20 protein-coding genes, 3 tRNA genes and 1 other RNA gene are annotated in these 16,409 nt (G+C 69.3%); 18 read left to right on the forward strand and 6 right to left on the reverse strand.

Going from position 1 to position 16,409, the window contains the following annotated elements; genetic code table 11:
* The first annotated feature begins 17 nt into the window (after positions 1-17).
* The 16 genes from ABZ635_RS07240 to ABZ635_RS07315 all read left to right on the forward strand — a co-directional run bounded on the left by ABZ635_RS07240 (position 18) and on the right by ABZ635_RS07315 (position 10,636).
* Positions 18-452, forward strand: coding sequence for a hypothetical protein (locus tag ABZ635_RS07240; protein ID WP_357760281.1), 435 nt, complete (start codon positions 18-20; stop codon positions 450-452).
* A 4-nt stretch (positions 453-456) separates the two neighbouring features.
* The gene (locus ABZ635_RS07245; RefSeq protein ID WP_357760284.1) at positions 457-1,479 is read left to right on the forward strand and encodes a hypothetical protein; all 1,023 of its coding nucleotides are present in this window, start codon (positions 457-459) and stop codon (positions 1,477-1,479) included.
* A 166-nt stretch (positions 1,480-1,645) separates the two neighbouring features.
* Entirely contained in the window at positions 1,646-2,077 is a 432-nt protein-coding gene (locus tag ABZ635_RS07250) for a hypothetical protein (RefSeq protein ID WP_357760287.1), read from the forward strand.
* Positions 2,078-2,095: 18 nt separating this feature from the next.
* An RNA gene (locus tag ABZ635_RS07255) (hammerhead ribozyme type II) lies at positions 2,096-2,182 on the forward strand.
* A 23-nt stretch (positions 2,183-2,205) separates the two neighbouring features.
* Entirely contained in the window at positions 2,206-4,509 is a 2,304-nt protein-coding gene (locus ABZ635_RS07260) for a hypothetical protein (RefSeq protein ID WP_357760289.1), read from the forward strand.
* Positions 4,510-4,679: 170 nt separating this feature from the next.
* Entirely contained in the window at positions 4,680-4,928 is a 249-nt protein-coding gene (locus ABZ635_RS07265) for a hypothetical protein (protein ID WP_357760293.1), read from the forward strand.
* Positions 4,929-5,089: 161 nt separating this feature from the next.
* Positions 5,090-5,659: an NUDIX domain-containing protein gene (locus ABZ635_RS07270; protein WP_357760296.1), complete on the forward strand. Its 570-nt coding sequence runs from the start codon at positions 5,090-5,092 to the stop codon at positions 5,657-5,659.
* Entirely contained in the window at positions 5,659-6,033 is a 375-nt protein-coding gene (locus ABZ635_RS07275; protein ID WP_357760299.1) for an RNase adapter RapZ, read from the forward strand. The genes ABZ635_RS07270 and ABZ635_RS07275 overlap by 1 nt, the downstream gene beginning before the upstream one ends.
* Positions 6,030-6,356: an HIT family protein gene (locus ABZ635_RS07280; RefSeq protein WP_357760301.1), complete on the forward strand. Its 327-nt coding sequence runs from the start codon at positions 6,030-6,032 to the stop codon at positions 6,354-6,356. Before ABZ635_RS07275 ends, ABZ635_RS07280 begins: the two co-directional genes overlap by 4 nt.
* A gap of 231 nt (positions 6,357-6,587) precedes the next feature.
* Entirely contained in the window at positions 6,588-6,920 is a 333-nt protein-coding gene (locus ABZ635_RS07285) for a hypothetical protein (RefSeq protein ID WP_357760304.1), read from the forward strand.
* Positions 6,921-7,522: 602 nt separating this feature from the next.
* Entirely contained in the window at positions 7,523-7,768 is a 246-nt protein-coding gene (locus tag ABZ635_RS07290; RefSeq protein ID WP_357760307.1) for a hypothetical protein, read from the forward strand.
* 10 nt (positions 7,769-7,778) lie between these two features.
* The gene (locus tag ABZ635_RS07295; protein ID WP_357760310.1) at positions 7,779-8,471 is read left to right on the forward strand and encodes an ATP-binding protein; all 693 of its coding nucleotides are present in this window, start codon (positions 7,779-7,781) and stop codon (positions 8,469-8,471) included.
* A 27-nt stretch (positions 8,472-8,498) separates the two neighbouring features.
* On the forward strand, positions 8,499-8,672 hold the full coding sequence (locus tag ABZ635_RS07300) for a hypothetical protein (protein ID WP_357760313.1): 174 nt from the start codon (positions 8,499-8,501) through the stop codon (positions 8,670-8,672).
* A gap of 91 nt (positions 8,673-8,763) precedes the next feature.
* Positions 8,764-8,949, forward strand: a complete 186-nt coding sequence (locus tag ABZ635_RS07305) for a hypothetical protein (RefSeq protein WP_357760316.1) — start codon at positions 8,764-8,766, stop codon at positions 8,947-8,949.
* Positions 8,946-9,167, forward strand: coding sequence for a helix-turn-helix domain-containing protein (locus ABZ635_RS07310; protein ID WP_357760319.1), 222 nt, complete (start codon positions 8,946-8,948; stop codon positions 9,165-9,167). The genes ABZ635_RS07305 and ABZ635_RS07310 overlap by 4 nt, the downstream gene beginning before the upstream one ends.
* Entirely contained in the window at positions 9,164-10,636 is a 1,473-nt protein-coding gene (locus ABZ635_RS07315; RefSeq protein WP_357760322.1) for a site-specific integrase, read from the forward strand. Before ABZ635_RS07310 ends, ABZ635_RS07315 begins: the two co-directional genes overlap by 4 nt.
* Positions 10,637-10,764: 128 nt before the next feature.
* Here ABZ635_RS07315 and ABZ635_RS07320 read toward each other — a convergent pair.
* From ABZ635_RS07320 to ABZ635_RS07335, 4 genes are all read right to left on the reverse strand, one after another.
* A tRNA-Phe gene (locus ABZ635_RS07320) sits at positions 10,765-10,838 on the reverse strand.
* A gap of 28 nt (positions 10,839-10,866) precedes the next feature.
* Positions 10,867-10,941, reverse strand: a tRNA-Asp gene (locus ABZ635_RS07325).
* An 89-nt stretch (positions 10,942-11,030) separates the two neighbouring features.
* Positions 11,031-11,103 (reverse strand) — tRNA-Glu (locus ABZ635_RS07330).
* 97 nt (positions 11,104-11,200) lie between these two features.
* Positions 11,201-12,733, reverse strand: a complete 1,533-nt coding sequence (locus tag ABZ635_RS07335) for a metallophosphoesterase (protein ID WP_357760424.1) — start codon at positions 12,731-12,733, stop codon at positions 11,201-11,203.
* Positions 12,734-12,829: 96 nt separating this feature from the next.
* On the opposite strand from ABZ635_RS07335, the gene ABZ635_RS07340 reads away from it, so the two are divergent.
* Together ABZ635_RS07340 and ABZ635_RS07345 are read left to right on the forward strand one after the other, a co-directional pair.
* Positions 12,830-13,180: a metallopeptidase family protein gene (locus tag ABZ635_RS07340; RefSeq protein ID WP_357760325.1), complete on the forward strand. Its 351-nt coding sequence runs from the start codon at positions 12,830-12,832 to the stop codon at positions 13,178-13,180.
* A 575-nt stretch (positions 13,181-13,755) separates the two neighbouring features.
* Positions 13,756-14,976, forward strand: a complete 1,221-nt coding sequence (locus ABZ635_RS07345; protein WP_357760427.1) for an MFS transporter — start codon at positions 13,756-13,758, stop codon at positions 14,974-14,976.
* 127 nt (positions 14,977-15,103) lie between these two features.
* Here ABZ635_RS07345 and ABZ635_RS07350 read toward each other — a convergent pair whose 3' ends face one another.
* Together ABZ635_RS07350 and ABZ635_RS07355 are read right to left on the reverse strand one after the other, a co-directional pair.
* On the reverse strand, positions 15,104-15,364 hold the full coding sequence (locus ABZ635_RS07350; protein ID WP_357760328.1) for a PspC domain-containing protein: 261 nt from the start codon (positions 15,362-15,364) through the stop codon (positions 15,104-15,106).
* A gap of 146 nt (positions 15,365-15,510) precedes the next feature.
* Positions 15,511-16,119 (reverse strand): helix-turn-helix domain-containing protein, encoded by a 609-nt coding sequence (locus tag ABZ635_RS07355; protein WP_357760331.1) that lies wholly within the window; start codon positions 16,117-16,119, stop codon positions 15,511-15,513.
* Between the last annotated feature and the right edge of the window lie 290 nt (positions 16,120-16,409).

A 16,409-nucleotide genomic window follows, 5' to 3' on the forward strand; every position in this document is an offset into this window, starting at 1 on the left:
TGAACTGGAGGAACACCGTGTACATCATCACCGCGATCGGCTTGTTCTGGGCCGCGTGGATCACCAACAAGAAGTGGGGCAAGCACTGGTGGCTGCCCCTGTCCCTGGCGGCTCTGGGCTCGCTCGCCCTGGCCGCGTCAGCGGTCGGCGGGTGGATGGGGTCGATGATGATGCTGCTGGCCAGCATGGTCGCCGGGATGCTCAACAGCGTCTTCGGTGGCGGGGTCTCCGCGACCATGATCCTGGGCGTGTTCGCGCTGATCGGCACCATCGTCATCGTCGCTGACGTCATGGTCGACCACACCTGCAACAAGTACGCGATCGCGTCCTTCGTGCTCACCCCGGTCGCCGCGATGTACGCGGGCGGCATCATCGGGTCTCTGCACGCCGGCCTGCGCGACGCCGGGTCCGGTGCGGCCACCGGCCTCGTCGGCGCCCTGATCGGGGGCTGAGCCGATGGACCCGATCACCGCACTGGTGCTGGCGTCCCTGGTCACCTGGGGAACGGCGGGGGGTGGCATCAAGGACACCGCCGCGATCCTCAAGGGGCAGACGCCGCCCTCCTACGCCTACCGGACCGCGAAGATGGCCGCCTCCGAGCGCGAGCGCAAGGCCGCGCACGCCCTGATGCAGCAGTGCCTGGACCAGGGGAAGCCGATCCCGGCGCACCTGGAGCCGCGCCGGATCCGGATGCGGGACCTGGTGCGGCACTGGTGGGAGGACGCCCTGGAGGACGCCGACCACTGGCGCTCCACCACTCGGTGGGATCGGCGTCGGGCGCGCCGGGCCTGGCGGGCCAAGAAGAAGGCGCAGATCAAGCGCGGCTACGAGCTGCTCAAGCGGCGGGGCGAGGAGCGGTTCGCCACCCCCGAGCCGGAGGAGCCCCGCTGGGACGAGGGACCCCGCTGGGACGAGGGACCCCGCTGGGACGAGGGACCCCGCTGGGACGAGGAACCCCGCAGGGACGAAGAGTTCCCAGAGCCGCAGGAGCTGCCCGACAACGTCATCCCCTTCGGCAAGAAGGGGTCCGGCCACCACCCCGACCCCGAGCTCGAGGAGGAGGTGGCCTTGGACGCCGTCATCGACGCCCAGAACCAGCGCCGCGAGGCCTACGAGGCCCTCGGGGACTTCCTCGAAACCAAGAACACCCAGCACACCAACGAGAAGGGGGCCCCTGTGGCCATCGACCTGTCTGACGCCCCGACCCTGGCCGCGCACCTGAAGGCGCTCCAGGCCTACACCGGCTACCTGTCCAAGATCGCCTCCGACATGGACGCCCTGGCGGCCGGGATGCGCTCCCACCAGATGGGTGACATCGCCGTCTCCGAGGTCTCCTTCGCGGGGATCGCCAACTCCGAGGCGGCCTCGTCCATCTCGGCGGCGCGCACCCAGTTGGAGCAGGCCCACACCCCGGTGGCCGACGCTCGCCAGGCCGCTCCCGAGGCCGCCGACGGCGAGTACTTCAACCGGGGCCGGTAGACGCACAGTCACCGACCGAACCGCGACCGAACGAGATTCGGTCGCCTTCTTTGTCACCTTTTCACCCGATTCTTTCGGTCGCCGGACCCCCAAACCAGGGGTCCGGCCCGTTCGGTCGCGACCGACCGAACCACACCCATATCACCCTGCGTGAAGAAGGAGCTCCATGTCCGAGAACACCAGCAACAGCGGCCCGACCCCCTCGAACCCCTCCTCGACCGGCGGCCAGGGCGACGCCTCGACGGGCTCCTCCTCGACCTCCTCCGGCGGCCAGACCGGAGGCGAACAGCAGCAGCCCGTGGTCGTGGTCGACATGCCCTCCTTCGAGGGCGACGTCGCCGCGATGCGCGCCCACACCAGCTTCCTGGACACGGTGCTGCTGCCGCACTTCGAGTCCCTGGTCGCCTCCGCCCGCGCCCAGGGCATGGGCGAGGGCCTGGTCGGCGTGCTGGCCCAGGGCCAGGAGCAGGCCCAGTCCAGCCGGGACGCGGTCGCCCGGGCCACCGACGCGACCGTGCGCCTGAACCAGGCAGTGGCCCAGGCCTACGCCGACGCCGTGGACGCGGCCAAGAACAAGTCCTACTACCAGGGCGAATAGCGCGTAGGTCCGTCGAGTAGCCGAAACCCCGCCCCCAGCAACCAACAGTTGCCGGGGGCGGGGTCCGTCGGGGGTGTCGCCCCGACGCTGACGAGGCAGACACCCCACCCACACGAAGGAGGCCCGTCGTGGCCACGAAGACCAGCAAGCGACCCGTGACCGCGCGGGATGTGGAGACGGCTCTGGCCGAGCGCCCCTGGGACATCGACGGCGTCCTGGGCCCCCACGCCCAGACCAAGAAGACGCGGGCGTGGAGCCGCGAGGGCATCCTCGGGCAGACCTGGGACGCGATCGCCCACCCCGGCGAGGCCTCCTTGCGGCGGATGTACTCCCACGTCTTCACCCCCTGGTACTGGGGCGGGGGCGCCTTCGCCGCCACCGCCCTGCACGTGGGTCTGGCCGCCGAAGCCAGCATCGCCCCGGGCTTCTCAGCGATGATCGCCGCCGCCGGTGCGGGGCTGAGCGCCGCCGTGGCCCCCCGGGTGCTGCGCTCGCGGTGGGGGACCAGGCGCTTCCCGCTGGCCGCGCACTGGGTGCGCACCGAGGTCGGCCACAGCCGCGTCATCGCCGGGGTGGCGGTGGCGGCCGCGACCCTGACCGCAGCCTGCGCCCCCACCACCTCCGAAGGGTGGTCGGCCGCCGCAGCCGCCGGGGTACTGACCTTGCTGAGTGTGTCGGCGCGCTGGTGGCAGCACCACCGCCACCACCTGATCGTGCGGCGTCCAGGGTTGGAGGAGATCTTCACCGGCCCCCTCCCGGACCCACAGGAGTCCGGAGCGGCCGTGCCCGCCGACCTGCACGGGCGCATCACCCAACGGTGGGACACCCACGTGGCCGCCCAGGGCAAGATCCTCGCCGGAGCCCAGCTCCTGAGGGCCACTCCGACGACGTTCGGGGTCATGGCCAAGGTCGAGACCACCTCCGACGGCCACTCCGCCGAGATGGTGCGCGCCAACCTCCCCCGGCTCGGGACCGCGCTCAAGATCTCGCCTTCCCAGTTGGAGATCGAGGAGGACGCCCCCGAGGAGGGCGAGCCGGACCCGACGATCTTCTGGATCCGGGCGATCAGCCGCCAGATCATGGACGTGCCCGTCCCGCTCGAGGACGGCCAGGACCGCGTCCTCGAGCGGGACGGCAAGACCTTGATCCGTATGGGCCGCTACGTCGACGGCGACGGCGAGCCCGAGTGGCTGCTCTACGACGGCAAGTCCATGTGGTCGGGCTACATCGGCGGCATCACCGGCTCCGGGAAGTCCTCGCTGTCGGAGGGGCTGATGCTGGGGATGATGCAGACCGGGTGCACCTACACCATCTACATCGACCCCAAGGGCGGACAGTCCAGCCCGCGGATCGCGGAGCACGCCAACTGGTTCATCGGCTCGAGCGAGCTCGAGGACTGGCACGCGGTGGTCGATGGCCTGATCACCCTGGTCAAGGAGCGCGGCGCCTACCTCAAGACCCAGGGCCAGTCCGGGTTCGCCCCCTCCCCCGAGTTCCCGGGGGTGTGCCTGATCTTCGATGAGTTCTACGAGGTCAAGGCCGACCTGGCCCTGGCCGAGAAGGTCGGCTGGCTGTGCCGCAAGGGCCGCTCCTCCGGGGTGGTCGCCATGATCATCACCCAGGGGTACGGGCTGGAGGACTTCGGCCACGACAGCGTGCGCTCCAACGCCACCGCCGCCAACAGCGTCGCGTTGAAGATGAAGGCCAACCAGGCCAGCATCTTCGTCCGCGACTTCCCCAAGTCCAACCCCGCCACCCTGCCCGACCCCGAGAACCAGCCCCGCAACAAGGGCCTCGCCGTCAGCTTGAAGGGGCGGGACACGGTGATGCGCACCGCCTACTCCGGCGACGAGGTCACCGACCGGCTCATGGCCGCGGCCGCCGAGGTCCAGGTCCAGGACCTGGACCCCTACTCCGCCGACGCCCTCGACGAGGGCAGCGGCGGGTTGTTCGCCTCTCGGCTGGAGGACGCCGACGCTGCCGAGGCGGCCACCGAGCAGAAGATCGCTGAGCGCATCGCCCGGGGCCGCCGGCTGCTGGCCGGGGACAAGCCGACCCGGGCGAAGAAGACCAAGCCCTCCTCCTCACCGGCCGGTGGGGCGGGTGGTGGTCCGGCGGTGGGGGTGACCCTGCCCCCGGAGGTTCCCCACCAGGTGCTCCTCGACCTGGGGTTGGCCCGCGCCGAGAAGCAGGCCGCGACCGAGGTCGCGCACACCGAGGTCACCGACCCTGAGGGGGTCACCGGCACGGCCGCCGAGGTACTCAAGGTGCTGCGCGAGCGCAGGACCGCCACCACCGCTGAGGTCCTGGACGCCCTCAAGGGCCGTCCCGGGTGCGGGGCCACGGCCGTCAAGGCGGCCCTGACCTCGCTGCGCGAGGCCGGGCACATCATCAAGCCGGGCTCGAGGAAGGCCCCCTACCGGCTGGCCTGAGGTCGACGCAGAGTGAGCGACCAGACGGCGACCGAACCACGGTTCGGTCGCCTTCTTTGTCATCTTTTCGACCGATTCTTTCGGTCGCCGGACCCCCAAAACGGGGGTCCAGCCGATTCGGTCGCCAGCGACCGAACACGCACACCATCACCCAACGTAAGGAAATGCCCATGAAGTCCATGACCGTCGCTGACCTGCGCCGCGCTCTGGAAGACCTGCCCGGCGACCAGCCGGTGGTCAACGCCGCCACCGGCCATGCCCTGGTCGAGGTCGATTCCGACCCCAACGAGCCCGTGGAACTGCTGTTCATCGACACCACCCCGCGCCGCCCCAAGAACCGGAACACCTTCGTCGGCACGATCCAGAGCGGAGCACTGATGCAGATCGGCGGCGATCACCACGGAGACATCAGCTTCTGACCCTCCCGGCTGTCCCGGCTGCTGGCTCTGCTCACCCCGCCACGCGGCGGGGTGAGCGGGGGGACCAGCCGGTCCACCACATGACGACGGCCCGCCCTGGCTCTGGTTTTGCCGACAAGGACCCGGGCGGGCCGCCACCCCATGAATGGAGCACACCCAGTATGACCACGAAGAAGCGCTGCTGCGGCACGAGCGTGGGCGTCATCATCACCGATGAGGCCGACCGTCTGCTCATGGTCACCCGCGGCTGGTGGCCCAAGGGCACCGCCCCCGTGGCCGGGCACGTCAAGGACGCCCACACCGACGTGGCCGGGGCCCTGGTCGAGGAGGTCCAGGAGGAAGTCGGACTCACCGTCACCGGGTCCGGGCTGGTGTGGGAGGGGCAACTGCCCAACCTCTGCGCGTCCCTTCCCCACCAGCCGGTGGCGGGCCACTACTGGCACCTGGCCGTGGCCACCGCCGAAGGCGAGGTGACGCCCGCCCCGGGCGAGACCAAGGGCGCCCGGTTCTACGCCCGGACGGAGGTCGACGCGCTGGCGGAGGCGACGTTGGCCCACTACCGGACCGGAGGCGAAACGGCCACCCAGCCCGACGACAGCCTCGAGGCCGTCTGGTTGCGCCTGCTGCACGAGGCCGGGCGTCTGTCGTGGGTGAGCGAGGACGACCTCGCCCTGGCCGAGAAGGCCTACAGCACCGCGCCGGGCGAGTACTGGCTGGGAGGCCGCCGGTGATGATCCACCTGACGTCCTTCGGGTTCCTGCACGCCGCCCCGCCCGAGGCGCACGCGACCTTCGACGCCCGCTCTCACTTCCGTGACCCGCACGTGGACCCGGCCTTGCGGGAGATGACCGCGCACGACCAGCCGGTCGTCGAGCGGGTGCTGGCCACCTCCGGCGTCGAGGACCTGATCCGGGCGGTCGCGGCGACCGCTGCCGCGATGGCGGCCGGACCCAGCGGCACCGACGTCGACCTCGCGGTCGGGTGTGCTGGAGGCCGCCACCGAGCACCGACCATCGCCGCTCAGGCCGCGAGCCTGCTGCGCGAGCAGGGGTTCGAGGTCCAGGTGCACCACCGCGACCTGCACCAGCCGGTGGTGGCCCGATGACGTGCGTGTTCTGCCAGATCATCGACGGCCAGGAGCCCGCCGAGATCGTGCGGGTCTGGGACGACGCGCTCGCGATCGTCCCCCTGGCCCCGCTCACCCCCGGCCACGTGCTCGTCATCCCGCGGATCCACGTGGCCGACGCCGCCGTCGACCCGGTCATCACCGCGATCACCGCCCGCCGGGCCGCCCAGCTCCTGCGGCCCGGCCACCACCTCGGTCTCAACACCGGGGCCGAAGCCGGGCAGACCGTCTTCCATCTGCACCTGCACCTCTGGCCCTGTCAGGGCGACCAGCGCTGCATGCCGTGGGGGTGCCCGCAGTGACCGACCCCGCACACCTGCGGTGAAGGGGATGGCCGAAGCCGTCCAGGCGGCGGTCGAGAGCCTCGTGGCGGTGCGTGGGCACCTGCGCACGGCCCAGCGGCACACCAGCGGCATGGAGAAGCCCCGCAAGTAGAGGCACTCGGCCCAGCTCAGACGCGGGCCCACCCGAACGCCAATCCCGGTGGGCCCGCCGCTTCCCGACAATCCCTTGAACAGGAAGGCCACACCAGTATGACCACCCAGACCACCAATCAGGATCTCCAGCGCACCGGTGCCAGGGTGCTCACGAACCTGCTCTCCGCTGAACTGCCCGAGGTGAATTGGAGTCTGTACGCGCCGGGCGACTTCACCCAGTGCTTCGTTCCGGCACACCTGGGCACCGCCCTGTTGATCGGGCAGGCCGACTCCCACCAGGCGGTCCGGGACTGGGCCGAACACCTGGGCGCCCGTGTGGAACTGTGCCACGGCACGACCCCCGACACCCGCACGATCGTGGACGGCATCGTCGTGCGGGTCTGGTGCGCCCCGGAGTTCCGAGACGACGTGACCGCCTCGGAGGGGTAGTGGCACCGGCCGACCCGAACACGGTGCGCGGGCGGTGGCTGCGCTACGTCTACGCCACCGCCCGCGTCCCTGACAGCGTGCGCGTGCTCCTGCTCGTCATGGCGGAGCACATGGACGAGGACGGCCGTGTCGAGATCGGCCGAAACGACCTCGCCGCACTGCTCTCACGACAGCCGAGACGCATCTCCGCGCGACTTGCAGAGGCCGTACAGGCCGGGTTCCTGACGCAGGTACGCCGGGGAGCACGAGGGCAAGTCTCCATCTTTCAAGCCGCTCATCCCTCGAACGAATTGGTGTCCCCCGGGGGCCAACCGCTTCCCAGGAAACAGGGGACGGAATCTAGCACCCTTTCCCAGGAAGAGGGTGTCCCCCGGGGGACACCTGTTTCTGAGGAAGAGGGTGTCCCCCGGGGGACACAAGAAGACCCCAACTGGTGTCCCCCGGGGGACACCAGTTCCGGGGCCCCTATAAGGGAAGGTTCGCGCGACCAACCACCACAAGACCCCGTAACCACCCCGACGACACAGCTCGACGCAGCGGCACCGATCGACCGCAAACGCGTCAACTCGCTCGCCGCCGTTTACCACCGTGCCACCAACGGCATGGGCGACTGGAACAAGACCCGTGCCGTCGTCAAGAAGGCCCTGACCAACGGCTACTCCGACGAGGACATCACACGCGGGCTCGAACACGTCGCGGCCGACGGCCGGTTCGCTCTGACCGCAGACACCCTGCGCATCGCGATCAACCGCTCCACCCCAGCACGACCTCACCTGCGTGTGGTGGGAGGCCACACCCCGTACCGCAACCCGACCGACTACGGCGACGATCCCGACCCCTGGTCTTGAGAGGAAGCGCATGAACACCTCCATCGACTCGCAGTTCCTCGCCCGACTTGCACGCATCACCCGCGAGAAGGGACTGGACACCACACCCGGGCCCGTCAAGGACGCTCCCGACCCCGAACTGCCGGGGCACCCGACCTACCACCACAGGCAGCGCATCAATGCGGCCCTGACCAAGTTCGAACGCGTCGCCCCGCCCCGCTACCTGACCGCCACCACCCAGCACCCCACGGTGTGCGACTGGGCCGACCGGGTCGCCGCCGACGTCACGCAGGCACCCTCACTCATGCTCTGGGGCGGCACCGGAACCGGCAAGACCCACGCCGCGTTCGGGGCCGTGCGCCGAATTGCCCTGACCGGGCCCACGCGGTTCGGGTTCCTGGCCACCACGTTCCCCGACCTGTACGCCGCGCTCCGCCCCGGCAGGGGTAACGACGACGAACGCGAACGGCTCATGCGGCGCGTGCTGACCGTGCCCGTGCTGCTGCTGGACGACCTCGGGACCACGAAGTCCTCGTCCTGGACCGAGGAGACCACGTACCGGATCGTCAACCACCGCTACAACCGCATGCTCCCGGTGATCATCACCAGCAACGAGCCGCCCGCCGCGCTCCCCGCACTTCTGGGCGACCGGATCGCGTCCCGGCTGATCGAGATGACGACCCGGGTCGAGATGACCGGCGCCGACCAGCGACTCAACCGATAAACACCACGTCACCGGAGGAATCGACCAATGAGCAGGACCACCAAGGGAACGTGCCGTGACTGCGAGGCCGAGAACGTCGGCGTCTGCGCAGAGTGCCGATCGCACTGCGAGTGCTACTGCGGAGAACCCACCTACGAGTCACTCGGGATCATCTGCCGCGATTGCCGTGGTGAGGAGTGCTTCTGCAACGAGCCCTTCTGACACAGATCGACGAAGCGGCTCCGGCCTGTACCGCCAAGCACCGCCGGAGCCGCGCCCCCAATCCACAGAAGGTAAGGAGGCACCACCCATCATGACCGACCGCCGCAAGCCGCGTTTGGACCTGGCCAAGGTCCGCGTGATCGGGCCGCCGGAGACCGTGGCCCGAGTCGTAGACGCCATCACGAACGCGATCCCGTCCGCCGACCCCTCAAAGCCCTACCCGAGCCGCCACAACTCCGGCCACGTCCGCGTCTACCTGGAGGTCGCACCCGAATGAGCAACGTCAAGACCCCCAGCGTCCCCGCCCAGCGCAGCCGTGGCTGGCTCACGGTCGACGACTTCTGCGAGGAGCTGATGATCAGCCGCGACACCTTCTATGACTGGCGGAAGAAGGGCCGTGCCCCCAAGTGCGCGAAGCTCCCCAACGGGAGCCTGCGCATCCGCCGTTCCGAGTTCGAGAAGTTCATGACCAGTGCAGAGGACAGCTCCCGATGATCGCCCCCGATGACCTGAGCTACCAGGTTCGGATCTGGAAGACCGAGGTGTACAAGGGAGCTCGGGTCACCACCTACTCCGTCCGCTGGCGGGTGGGCAAGAAACCCCACCGTCAGGCGCACGGTTCGTCTGCCCAGGCCGAAGCATTCCGTTCCCAGCTCGTACAGGCTCAGAGCAGGGGTGAGGGGTTCAGCATCAGCCGCGGGCTCCCCGTAAGTGTGCTCCGCAACGAGAAGGCGAAGGACGACGAAGCCCGAAGCGAGGTGACCTGGCACGATTTCGCGGCCTCCTACGTGGACCACAAGTGGCCGGACATCTCCGCCAAGCACCGGGGCAACATCGCGTTCGCGCTCATGATGGCGACGACCGCCCTGTTCACCACCGAACGGGACATGCCCGACCCCGCTTTGCTCCGGGCGGCTCTCCGACGGTTCGCCTACAGCAAGACGTTCCGGTCTGGCGAGCACCCACAGGACGTGATCGACGCCCTGCAATGGGTCTCCGAGCATTCGCGGCCGATAACGGATCTACGGGAGCCCTCAGTCGCCAAGGCCGTTGTCCAGGCAGCGATCCGAGACCTGAACGGGAAGAAGCTGGTAGTCGGATCGCAGCGCAGGAACCACGGCATCCTCAAGGCCGCGTTGAAGTACGCCGTCGACCAGGGGTTGCTGGAACAGAACCCGATTCCTGACCTGGAAGCGGCCGGCGCCCGGTCATTCCATGAGGTAGACCGACGGTGCGTGGTCAACCCAAGGCAGGCCGGGGATCTTCTCAACAAGGTCCGGGAGTACGGTTACGAGGAGTCCGAGCGGCGCCAGGGCATGAAGTCCGGCCCACGCCTGGTCGCGTTCTTCGGATCGATGTACTACGCCGCGCTCCGACCCGAGGAGGCGGTCAACCTCCACAAGCACGACCTCTCCCTGCCCGCACCGCAGCGCCGGACCACTGAGGACGGACGTGAGGAAGTCACCTACGGCTGGGGGACGTTGTACGTGGGCGAAGTGACACCAGACGCCCGGCCGGAGTTCACCGATGACGGCACCAGCCGAGACACCCGCAACAGCCCCAAACAGAGAGGAGAGGGAGAGGTCCGGCCGGTCCCCTGCGACCCGGAGCTGACCCGGCTGTTCTGGGAGCACCTGGAGGAGTTCGGCACGGACGCCCAGGGGCGGCTCTTCACCGGGGTGCGAGGCGGCCCGCTGGCGACCATCACCTACCGGCGCGCGTGGACGTGGGCCCGGGCGGAGGCTCTCAGTGACGCTGACGCGGCTTCTCCGCTCGCGAAGCGTCCATACGACCTCAGGCACACCTGCGTGTCCACGTGGCTGAACGCGGGCGTCTCAGAGACGCTCGTGGCCCAGTGGGCGGGCCACAGCGTGGCCGTGCTGAAGAAGATCTACGCGAAGTGTCTCGTCGGGGAGGAGGACCGCGCCAAGAGCCAGATCGAGGAGAGTCGCCGGCGCTACTAACTTCAGCGCGCATTCAGCGCAGCTGACCACCGAGACCCACCACCGGTCACCGACAGCCACCGACGCACGAAAAGGCCCCGCCACCTGTTTTCGCAGGTGGCGGGGCCTTTTTGCATGTCTGCTGGATGTGGCTAGGGGCGGGGTCGAACCGCCGACCTTCCGCTTTTCAGGCGGACGCTCGTACCAACTGAGCTACCTAGCCGCGGCGCCGATTCCCTCGGCGACGCACGCGGTCCTGACGGGATTTGAACCCGCGGCCTCCACCTTGACAGGGTGGCGAGCACTCCTAACTGCTCCACAGGACCTTGTTCTGTTGTCACACCGGGCCTCGCGGCCCCGTGTGTCGCTGCGGTTCTCATTCTGCCAGACGCCCGGCAGTGCTCTGACCGCTTCGTACCCCCAACGGGATTCGAACCCGCGCTACCGCCTTGAAAGGGCGGCGTCCTAGGCCGCTAGACGATGGGGGCCCGTGTAGACAGCCTAAGCATAGGGGAGATTCCCACCAACGCCAAAGCGAATACCCGAGTCCACACAAACCCTGCGGGACCTGCGACGACGCGGAGCCTACGACGCGCCCCTCGACGGCGACGGGCTCTCGTCCCCGTCGTCCTCCGGCACACCGATCCGGCGGTCGGGGTCGGTCTCGATGTGCCGCTCGACCTGTGCCGACGTGAGCCCGATCCCGCCGAGGTCGATGTCGTCCCGGGCCTGGAGCCGGCCGGTCTCGGCGTCGAAGTACAGCACCGACGCCTGGTACGGCGTCGGCCGACCGGACCCGTGATCCAGCCCACGCAGCCCGGCTCCGCCGGTGGACCCCTGGACGAGGAACCTGGTCCCCAGGTCGGTGAGCTCCGTGGAGCGCAGGTGCTCGTTCCCGGCCAGGACCAGCGGGACCACGCCGTCGAACGGCAGCGCCTGGGTGCGTGTGTGCAGGATCGCGACGTCCACGTCGTCCCGGCCGCCCCGGACGGAGGCCGCCTGCTCCTCGCCCAGCGCGGCCACTCCGGCGGCGTCGGGGTTGAGCCGGGTGGCGTCCGGGGTGAAGCGGGGGTCGCCCGCTCCGTAGAAGGTGAGGCCGCCGACCTCCTCGACGTCCCCGTCCAGCACCACCGCGTTGGGTTGGGCCTCCACCGCGCGTTGGGTGCCCATGGAGTCGTGCTGGCCGCGCACCCACACGTAGGGAACGTCCAGCTTCCCGATCTCGTCGGCGAAGACGTCCTCCGCCGCGCTGCCGCGGTCGGTCAGGTCACCGGAGTCCACGATCACGTCCACGCCGTACTGCTCGCGGAGCGTGTTGATGATGCTCCACGACGCCGGGTTGAGCTGGATGTCCGACACGTGCAGCACCCGGATGACCGACTCGTCGTCGTCGTACACGGGCAGGGACGACGTCGCCTCGTAGATCATCGACACGTTGCCGACCAGCCCGGCGAGCTGCTCCTGGTACTCGCTGAACCGGCTGACGACGTCGTCGGCGCTGCCCACCACCTGTGGGGCGCCCGCGATGAGTCCGGTGTAGCGCGGCTCCGCGATGGCGCTCGGGTTGAAGGTGAGCCCGGCGAGGCCGCCACAGCCCACCAGGACGACCAGGGACGTGGCCCCGCTGGCCAGGGCCCGCCACGCGTTCCGGAACAGCAGCAGGCCCATCAGGGTCGCGCCCAGGGCCGCCACGAGGAGGGAGCGCAGCAGCAGGGCGGTCACACCGCTCGTGAGGTCCGCGCCGATCCCGGCCGCCATGCGGTTGATGGCGTCGGGGTCGGCGAACATCTCCTCGGCGGCGGACAGCCGGATGTCGGTGATGGTCGCCTCGAGCCGCAGGGGCGCGGCGTGGGTGTCGAAGGCCAGCTGGCCGAGCGGTGCGACGTTGACGACGGTCTCACCGTGCCACTGGGGCGCCAGGGAGAAGGTGACGTCGGCGGGGCCGATCGGCGTGACCACCTGCCCGCCGAGGGCCAGCCCCAGCCAGCCGCCGACCAGACCGGCGGCGACGACGCAGCTCCACCGCCACAGACGTCCGGAGCGCCACCGGCGAAGGGTCACGCGGAACCGTTCGAAGGCACTCTTGTAGTCGTAAGCGCGGATCTCTCCCCAAGACAACACACCCCCATCATGCCGTTGACTGGAGCCGTTCCCAATGTTTCCTCCCGTCCAGAGTGTTATGTCTCTTCCTCCAAACCCCGCGGAGGCAGCACAATGGCAGGCGTGGTTGAACTGACGCGCAGGGACTTCGAGGAACTGGTGGCCGACGCCCTGGACCAGATCCCGCCGGAACTGGCCCGACTCATGGACAACGTCGTGATCTCGGTCCAGGAGGAGTCGCCGGAGGGCCTGCTCGGCCTGTACGAGGGGATTCCGCTGACCGAGCGGGGCGACGCGTACTTCGGTGTGCTCCCGGACCAGATCTTCATCTACCGGCGCAACATCTGCGCCATGTGCGCGACCTCCGAGCAGGTCGTGGAGGAGGTGCTGGTCACCGTGGTCCACGAGATCGCGCACCACTTCGGTATCGACGACTCACGTCTGACGGAGCTCGGTTGGGGCTGAGGCGGGAACCGCGCACGGGACAACCGGCACACCGGGCGCCGGGTGGACGGGACACACCTGACACAGGGCGCCGGTGACCCCGGGCGCTCCGGCACCGGCGCGCCGGCGCGCCGGGCATCCGTCGACGCTCACACAGAGCGACCACATCGGCGAATAATCATCCGAAGGTCCCATAAATTGCCCCATCTGGGACGCGATTCCCTTTAGTGACACCATTCCGGCGAGTAACGAACACCTCCCCCCGCGCGGCATGCCCCGAGGCCGCGCGCACCTCTCCTGCATCAGTACCCACCTGGGAAAACAATCCGGATGGCAGGCCGCACGGAAGATACCGAATCAGATCAGGAGACATTACTCGGAGCAACGAATCAGACACGAATTCACCCAACCCGCTTGCCAGCCCGCCCTACTTCCGGAACCGTTGGTTAGGGGAACACGACACAGCGTGATTCACCCCTGTGACAGTGAGGGAGTGCCTGGTGGGCAATCCGAGCCTCGACAAGGCCGCCGGTGACGGAGACCACGAGTCCCCGAAGAAGCAGGACAACGCGTGGCGCAGCAGCTACCGCGACGTCATGGCGATAGCCGAGTTCCGCTCCATGTGGTTGGCCCACGCCCTGTCGGTGATCGGCGTCAACCTGCTGAACATCACGTCCAGCGTGCTGGTGTACCAGCTGACCGACTCCGCGTTCGCCGCGGGAATCACGCTGGCCGTCATGTTCCTGCCCCCGATCCTCGCCGGACCGCTGTTCTCCGGGCTCGCCGACATCCTGCCGCGGCGTCAGATGATGGTGGCCTGCGACCTGATCCGGGCGGCGGTCATCGTCCTCGTCGGCATCCCCGGCATCCCGATCTGGGCTGTCTGGGCGCTGCTGTTCGTCTCGATCCTGCCGTCGATCCCGTTCGCCGCCGCCAGGGCGGCGCTGCTCAGCCAGATCGTCCAGGGCGAGCGCTACGTGGCCAGCACAGCGATCATCCAGCTGACCGCGCAGATCGGGATGCTCCTCGGCCTGATCGCGGGCGGCGTGATCGTCACGTTCGTCAGCCCCAACATCACCCTGATGTCGACGGGCGTGCTCTTCGTCCTGTCCGCACTGATCGTGCGGTTCGGCGTGCGGGCCCGCCCCGCCCCCGCGCGCGAGAAGACCGGTGAGAAGGGTCCCGGCCTGCTGGCCATGACCAGGGACGGCGCCAAGCTGGTCTTCCGCGACCCCAAGCTGCGCGTCCTGGCGCTGCTCGCCTGGCTCGCGGGTCTGTACTCGATCCCCTACGGGCTGGCCAACCCCATGGCCGACGAGGCCGGAGCCGGTCCGGCCGCCGCCGGGTTCATCATGGCGGGCCAGTCGATCGGGGCGCTCGTCGGCGGCTTCGTGCTCACCCGACTGATCGCCCCGCCCACCCGGACCCGTCTGCTCGGCCCGCTGGCGGTCCTCACCTGTGTCCCCCTGCTGCTGTGGGTGTTCCCCATGCCGCTGTGGATGATGATCACCGCCCTGACGCTCTGCGGTGCGGCAGGCTCCTACCAGTTCGTGGCCAACGCGGCCTTCGTCCTGTGCGTGCCCAAGGAGGGCCGCGGACTGGCGTTCGGCCTGGTCGCCTCGGGGCTCCAGGCCGCGCAGGGTGTGGGAATCCTGCTGTCCAGCTACTTCGTGGAGCTCACCAGCACCAGCACGGTGATCGTCGGCGCCGGGCTGCTCGCCCTGCTCTCCGCGATCGCTCTGGCCATCCCGTGGTCCCGGATGTCCCGGGAGGTCATCGAGCGGATGGAGGCGACCGAGTCGGAGGCCGCCTCCTAGGAGGCGGGTTCGGTGTTCGGGGCGGTGCTCCGCGAGCAGGTCTCACGGGACTGGTCGTTCTGACTTTCCTCCCGTGGGGCGCACAGCTCGCGCCGCCGCCACCCCGGGTGTGCGCGCAGGGTCCACATCAGTTGTCACTCGACTTTCCCTGGAAGTTGCGGATGATCTGCTCCAGCAGCGAGCGCTGCTCGCTCTCGGCCGGCATGAGCAGCCAGGCCAGGATGTAGATCGGGATGCCGGCCATGCCCAGCAGGGCCAGGACGACGAAGACGATCCGGATGATCGTGGAGTCCACACCGGTGTAGGCGGCGATGCCGCCGCAGACGCCGGTGAGGAAACGGTCGGTCTCGCTGCGCTGGAGGCGCTTGGTGGAGAAGTTCTCGTTCATGTCTCCACCATGCCCTCCGACGACGACGATTCCCATCGGGGACAGCCCTGGGCGGTCCCTGACTTCCGCCCCCGAAGGGTCCCGCGTGGCTTCGACGGCGCTGGCCCCGGGCGCGTTCCCGAGACCTGGGGCACACTCGGGGCCGGTCAGCCCCGTCGGCCGGGGGCGAAGACGTCGCCGAGTGTCCTGAAGGCCTCGCCGAGACGGGCGCGGAGCTCGTCGACGCCCTCCTCGTGTTCGGGGACGCCCTTCATGGACTGGCGCGTCGCGGCCATGGCGGCCGCCGCGGCCACCTGGGATCGGGCGTCGTCGAGGGGGACCCCGGCGCGTTCGGCCATCGCCGAGGCCACGCTCCGCTCCACGTCGTGGAAGCGGCTGAGCAGACCGGGCAGGAGGTGGGGTTCACGGTCCATCAGCTGCCGTCGCAGGGCGATGTCGGCGCGCTGTCTGCCGAGGTCGCCGGAGACGAGCAGGGAGGCCATCAGGAGGGCGCCGAGGTCCTCGGTGAACACGCCGGTGGGGCCGCCGGCCACGAACTCCTCGCGGGCCTCCTCGTCGAGGGAGACGGGGACGTCGTCGAGGAGCGCGTCCTCCTTGGTCGCGAAGTAGTTGAAGAAGGTGCGGGGCGAGACGTCGGCCTCGGCCGAGATGGCCTCGACGGTCACGTTCTCCAGCCCGCGCTCCAGGGTGAGCCGCACGGCGGCCTCCCGCAGAGCCCGGCGCGTGGCCAGCTTCTTGCGTTCTCGCAGCCCCATAGGTCCTCCCCTTGCACGAACAACGATTGCAGTGCGCGCAATATTTCTCCATGTGTATTTTTGCACGCGCCCAGCGGACGCCCGGTGATCATCTCACCCGCCCACGACCATCCGGCGGACCACCGCCGACCGGCATCCCGGTACAGGCCGCCGCTCGCCGAACAGGCTCTGCCCCGAAACCGCCCGCGTCCCGGTACAGGCCGCCGCTTTGGGGCCTGCGGTACGGCACGGGACTCCCCAGTTCTCGAACTGGGCGATCACAGGATTGCCGGGTGAGCGGAGTGTGGCAC

Origin of the sequence: Nocardiopsis sp. NPDC007018 (assembly GCF_040635075.1) — a bacterium.
GTDB lineage: Bacteria > Actinomycetota > Actinomycetes > Streptosporangiales > Streptosporangiaceae > Nocardiopsis.

Coding starts and splice junctions, on each gene's coding strand:
- ABZ635_RS07300 (WP_357760313.1), top strand. CDS start 8,499: ATGAGCAGGACCACCAAGGGAACGTGCCGTGACTGCGAGGCCGAGAAC.
- ABZ635_RS07295 (WP_357760310.1), top strand. CDS start 7,779: ATGAACACCTCCATCGACTCGCAGTTCCTCGCCCGACTTGCACGCATC.
- ABZ635_RS07285 (WP_357760304.1), top strand. CDS start 6,588: ATGACCACCCAGACCACCAATCAGGATCTCCAGCGCACCGGTGCCAGG.
- ABZ635_RS07350 (WP_357760328.1), bottom strand. CDS start 15,364: ATGAACGAGAACTTCTCCACCAAGCGCCTCCAGCGCAGCGAGACCGAC.
- ABZ635_RS07355 (WP_357760331.1), bottom strand. CDS start 16,119: ATGGGGCTGCGAGAACGCAAGAAGCTGGCCACGCGCCGGGCTCTGCGG.
- ABZ635_RS07310 (WP_357760319.1), top strand. CDS start 8,946: ATGAGCAACGTCAAGACCCCCAGCGTCCCCGCCCAGCGCAGCCGTGGC.
- ABZ635_RS07250 (WP_357760287.1), top strand. CDS start 1,646: ATGTCCGAGAACACCAGCAACAGCGGCCCGACCCCCTCGAACCCCTCC.
- ABZ635_RS07345 (WP_357760427.1), top strand. CDS start 13,756: ATGGCGATAGCCGAGTTCCGCTCCATGTGGTTGGCCCACGCCCTGTCG.
- ABZ635_RS07315 (WP_357760322.1), top strand. CDS start 9,164: ATGATCGCCCCCGATGACCTGAGCTACCAGGTTCGGATCTGGAAGACC.
- ABZ635_RS07270 (WP_357760296.1), top strand. CDS start 5,090: ATGACCACGAAGAAGCGCTGCTGCGGCACGAGCGTGGGCGTCATCATC.
- ABZ635_RS07305 (WP_357760316.1), top strand. CDS start 8,764: ATGACCGACCGCCGCAAGCCGCGTTTGGACCTGGCCAAGGTCCGCGTG.
- ABZ635_RS07245 (WP_357760284.1), top strand. CDS start 457: ATGGACCCGATCACCGCACTGGTGCTGGCGTCCCTGGTCACCTGGGGA.
- ABZ635_RS07290 (WP_357760307.1), top strand. CDS start 7,523: ATGGGCGACTGGAACAAGACCCGTGCCGTCGTCAAGAAGGCCCTGACC.
- ABZ635_RS07275 (WP_357760299.1), top strand. CDS start 5,659: ATGATCCACCTGACGTCCTTCGGGTTCCTGCACGCCGCCCCGCCCGAG.
- ABZ635_RS07340 (WP_357760325.1), top strand. CDS start 12,830: ATGGCAGGCGTGGTTGAACTGACGCGCAGGGACTTCGAGGAACTGGTG.
- ABZ635_RS07265 (WP_357760293.1), top strand. CDS start 4,680: ATGAAGTCCATGACCGTCGCTGACCTGCGCCGCGCTCTGGAAGACCTG.
- ABZ635_RS07280 (WP_357760301.1), top strand. CDS start 6,030: ATGACGTGCGTGTTCTGCCAGATCATCGACGGCCAGGAGCCCGCCGAG.